Origin of the sequence: Streptomyces sp. NPDC002130, from assembly GCF_040296465.1 — a bacterium.
Taxonomy (GTDB): Bacteria; Actinomycetota; Actinomycetes; order Streptomycetales; family Streptomycetaceae; genus Streptomyces.
Genome location: NZ_JBEOXI010000436.1, coordinates 1 through 4,097 on the forward strand (window position 1 = coordinate 1; position 4,097 = coordinate 4,097).

Annotated in this window: 5 protein-coding genes; 2 read left to right on the forward strand and 3 right to left on the reverse strand. The window is 71.2% G+C overall.

Annotated elements, in window-relative coordinates; genetic code table 11:
• Positions 1-1,605 (reverse strand): transglycosylase domain-containing protein (locus ABT116_RS40400; protein ID WP_351645031.1); only part of this gene is annotated, 1,605 nt, incomplete at its 3' end.
• Between the two features lie 249 nt (positions 1,606-1,854).
• On the opposite strand from ABT116_RS40400, the gene ABT116_RS40405 reads away from it, so the two are divergent.
• Positions 1,855-2,079, forward strand: coding sequence for an FmdB family zinc ribbon protein (locus ABT116_RS40405; RefSeq protein ID WP_351645021.1), 225 nt, complete (start codon positions 1,855-1,857; stop codon positions 2,077-2,079).
• Between the two features lie 56 nt (positions 2,080-2,135).
• Complete coding sequence (locus ABT116_RS40410; RefSeq protein ID WP_351645024.1) at positions 2,136-2,918, forward strand: DedA family protein; 783 nt, start codon at positions 2,136-2,138, stop codon at positions 2,916-2,918.
• Here the strand turns inward: ABT116_RS40410 and ABT116_RS40415 are convergent.
• Both ABT116_RS40415 and ABT116_RS40420 read right to left on the reverse strand, forming a co-directional pair.
• A complete protein-coding gene (locus tag ABT116_RS40415; RefSeq protein ID WP_351645026.1) occupies positions 2,839-3,648 on the reverse strand; it encodes an HAD family hydrolase in 810 nt (269 codons plus the stop codon). The genes ABT116_RS40410 and ABT116_RS40415 overlap by 80 nt on opposite strands.
• A partial coding sequence (locus tag ABT116_RS40420) for an RNA-binding protein (protein WP_351645028.1) occupies positions 3,648-4,097 on the reverse strand: 450 nt, incomplete at its 5' end. The genes ABT116_RS40420 and ABT116_RS40415, both read right to left, overlap by 1 nt.

Below are 4,097 nucleotides of genomic sequence, written 5' to 3' on the forward strand. Positions count from 1 at the left end.
CACCGACAGGGCGAGCGCCCGGCTCAGACTGATGCGCCCGTAGGACTTCCCGCCGTCGTTGCGGGAGGTGACCTGCTTGCCGCCACGGTCCCAGTAGGGGCCCTCGGGTGTCCGCACGGCGATGCCGTCGTCCCCGTCGTACAGCGTCTGCGGGGTGACCTCGGTCGCGGCGCCGTCACGGGTCCGGTGCACGCCGTTCTCCAGGGCGGCGGCGTAGACGAACGGCAGGAAGGCCGAACCGGCGGGGACGGTGGTCGCGTTGGACTCGTTGTAACCCTGCTCACGGTGGTCGGGGCCGCCGTGGAGGGCGAGGATGCGCCCGTCGGCGGCCACCGAGGAGGCGCCGAAGTGCAGGGCCTTCGCCTTGGACGGGTCGTCCTTGCGCGCCTGCTTGCGGGCCTTGTCCACGGCGTCGGTGAGCGCGGTCTCCTGCTTGCGGTCGAAGGTCGTGTAGATCTGGTAGCCGCCCAGGTCGAACTCCCTGTCCGAGAGGTGCGCCGCCTTCTTGGCGTACTGGGCGGCCAGTTCGACCAGGTAGTCGCTCTGCTTGCCGGTGTCGTAGCCGGGCGTCCGCTTCAGCGGCTCGGGGAACTCCTTGTACCGGGCGCGCTCGGACTTCGACAGCGCGCCGGTGTCGACCATGCGGTCGAGGATCCAGGACCAGCGCTCCACCGCCCGGGCGTGGTTGGCCTTGCTCAGGGACGGATCGTAGAGCCCGGCGCCCTTGAGGAGGGAGGCGAGGAAGGCGGCCTCGCCGGCGTCGAGTTCGCCGACGTCCTTGCCGTAGTAGGCCTGGGCGGCGCGCTGGATGCCGTAGGTGCCGCGGCCGAACCAGCTCGTGTTGAGGTAGCCCTGGAGGATGTCGTCCTTGCTCATCTCGTTGTCGAGCTTGAGGGCGAGCATCGCCTCGGTGAACTTGCGGCCGACGGACCGGTCCTGGTTGAGGTAGACGTTCTTGACGTACTGCTGGGTGATGGTGGAGCCGCCCTGGGTGTCGCCCTGGCCGACGGTGCGCCACAGGGCGCGGCCGATGCCGCTGGCGGATATGCCGGGGTCGCTGTAGAAGCTCGCGTTCTCCGCCGCCAGCACCGCGCCGCGGACGTCCTCGGGTATCTCCTTCAGCGGCATCGCCTGCCGCCGCACCCAGCCGGTGCGGGCCATGGGCGTCCCGTCGGACCAGAAGTAGACGTTGTCCTGCTGGGTGGCGTACGAGTTGAGGTTCTCCGGGATGTCGGTGGCGGCGTAGGCGGAACCCAGCAGGACGATGCCCAGGCCGGTGAACGCCAGCACGGCACCGAGCCACTGCCGCCAGGAGGGCGCCCAGCGACGCCAGCCGGTCCGGTCGGCGTGCGGGTAACGGGGCCGCAGGCGGCGGGCGTCGGACACGACGCGGGCGGCGAGTCGTGCCGGTCCCGGGGCCACGGCGGAGAGACGGGACAGGGGGGAGGGCCGGGGGGCCCTGCGCCGGCGGCGCGACCGGCCGGGACCGCTCCCGTCCGCGGCCGTACCCGAGGAGGTGTCCTCCTTGTCGGTCGCGGCCACCTCGACGATGCGCAACAGCACGGTCTCGTCCGCGTTCATGGAACCGGGGACCTTCAACTGCATGGTCTCGTCCGATTCCCGCCCAGCCTTGGACACGGCTGTCTCCCTCCCGCTCACCATGGTGCTCGCGCGGAAGGACACGGCTGCCGTGTTCGACGGCAGCGAGCCCTTGCGTTCCCCCGCTTTTACGGCTCCTCGCGACGTTCGAAAGTTATCAGCGGCCTTTACAGGTCCTCCACACCGGTACGGCAACAGTGATCAAACAGATTCCCGAAGGACGTCACTTCCGGCGGGGCGGATTAACCTGTCCCCATGCCTCGCTACGAGTACCGCTGCCGGACCTGCGGCGACACGTTCGAACTCAGCCGTCCCATGGCCGAGTCCGCCGACCCCGCGGCCTGCCCCGCCGGCCATGACGACACGGTGAAGCTCCTCTCCACGGTCGCGGTCGGCGGCTCCGCCTCCGCTCCGGCACCGGCGCCCCGCGCGGGCGGCGGCGGTGGGGGCGGCTGCTGCGGAGGCGGCTGCTGCGGCTGACGCGGCTGCCGGATTTCCTCAGGAGTCCTTCAGCTTCGGTTTCCTAGCGTGGTGGCATGACAGCCATCGCAGCGGACGCCGGGCCGCAGTGGGTCAACGACCTGATGGACGCGCTGGGCGCGCCGGGTGCCGGTCTCGCCATCGCCCTGGAGAACCTGTTCCCGCCGCTGCCCAGCGAGGTGATCCTGCCGCTGGCCGGGTTCGCCGCGAGCAGCGGCCGGATGAGCCTGCTCGCCGTCCTGCTGTGGACGACGGCCGGCTCGGTGATCGGCGCGCTCGCGCTGTACGGAGTCGGCGCGCTGCTCGGCCGTGACCGGACGGTGGCGATCGCGGCCCGGCTGCCGCTGGTGAAGGTCTCGGACATCGAGAAGACCGAGGCGTGGTTCCTGAAGCACGGCACCAAGGCCGTGTTCTTCGGCCGGATGATCCCGATCTTCCGCAGCCTGATCTCCGTGCCGGCCGGTGTCGAGCGCATGCGTCTGCCGGTGTTCCTGGGCCTGACCACCCTGGGCAGCGCGATCTGGAACACGGCGTTCGTCCTCGCGGGCTACTTCCTCGGCGCGAACTGGCACCAGGTCTCGGACATCGTCTCGGCCTACTCCAAGGTGGTCCTGGCCGTGGCGGCGGTGGCGGTGGCGGTATTCATCGCGGTACGGCTCCTGCGACGCCCCAAGGAGACACGCCCTCAAGGGGCGCGGGGAACTGCGCGACAAGCCACAGGCAAGCCGCACCCGCACGACGACCAGGACACCCGAGTCCTCAGGCGCCCCTCACTGCCCCCAGAAACTCCCGCAGGATCCGCTCCCCGGCGAGGACACCCCGGTCGGGAAGCACCCTGATCGACGGAGCGGTGAAGCCGGTGTCGGCCAGCTCCCCGTGGCCGGGCCGCCAGCCCTGGTCCGCCGCGAGGAGCAGGTCGGTATCGAGCAGGGAGTCACCCGCGGCGAGGGTGAGATCGGCCCCCGTCCGCCGGGCGACCTCACGCATCGCCGCGCTCTTGGTGAGCGGCTTGGGTACGGCGTAGATCTTGCGGCCCTGGAGGGACACGGTCCAGCCGCGGTTCTCCGCCCACACCGCGAGTTCCTTCACCCAGTCCTCGTCGAGCAACTCGCGCTCGACGACGAGGTAGGCGAAGAGGTCGTCGGCGACGCGGTGCTTGCGCACCCAGACGGGGTCGGCGGCCCTCAGCAGGTGCTCCTGCACCTCGGCGAGGGGCGCGCACTGGTCGGCCAGCCGCGCGGTGACCTGCGCGTGCCAGTCGGGGTCGGTCACGCCGTCCACCAGCAGATGGCCGCCGTTCGCGCAGATCGCGTACGTGGGCGCGGGGCCGGGCAGATTGATGCGCTGGTACTGCTTGCGCGTCCGGGTCGTCGTGGGCACGAACACAGCCGCGTCGCCCAGGTCGGTGAGCAGCCGGGCCGCCGTCTCCGTCATGTACGACAGCGGCTTGCTCTCGTGCACCTCCACACACAGCAGCCGGGGCGCCCGCGCGTCCGGCATGGTCAGGGCCAGGGCCGCTGCGGAGTAGATCAGGGTGCGGTCGAGGTCGCTGGCGACGAGTGCGGGCATCAGAGGGCCACCGCCTTGCCGTCGGCGCCGGTCGCGCCCCGGGTGTATTGGGGGTGGATCAGGCCGACGCAGGTGTAGGGCAGTCCGTCGACCTCCGTCACGGGCACGCCGCGTTGCTCGGCCAGCAGGCGCACGTGGTCGAGGTCGCTGCCCGCCCCGGCGCGTGCCAGGACCTTCCAGGGCACGCGGCGCAGCATGACCCGGGTGGTCTCGCCGACGCCGGGCTTGACGAGGTTCACGTCGTGGATGCCGTACTCCTCACTGATGCGCTCGACGGCGGCCCAGCCCTCCCAGGTGGGCGAGCGGTCGGCCGCGAGCAGTTCCTTGGCCTGGGCGCCGGCCGCGTCGGCGACCTCGGGGAAGCGGGCGGACACGGCGTCCAGGAAGGTCACCGAGACGTCGGTGGCGGCGAGTTCGCGGTAGAACTTCGCGCCGTGGAAGTCGTGCGG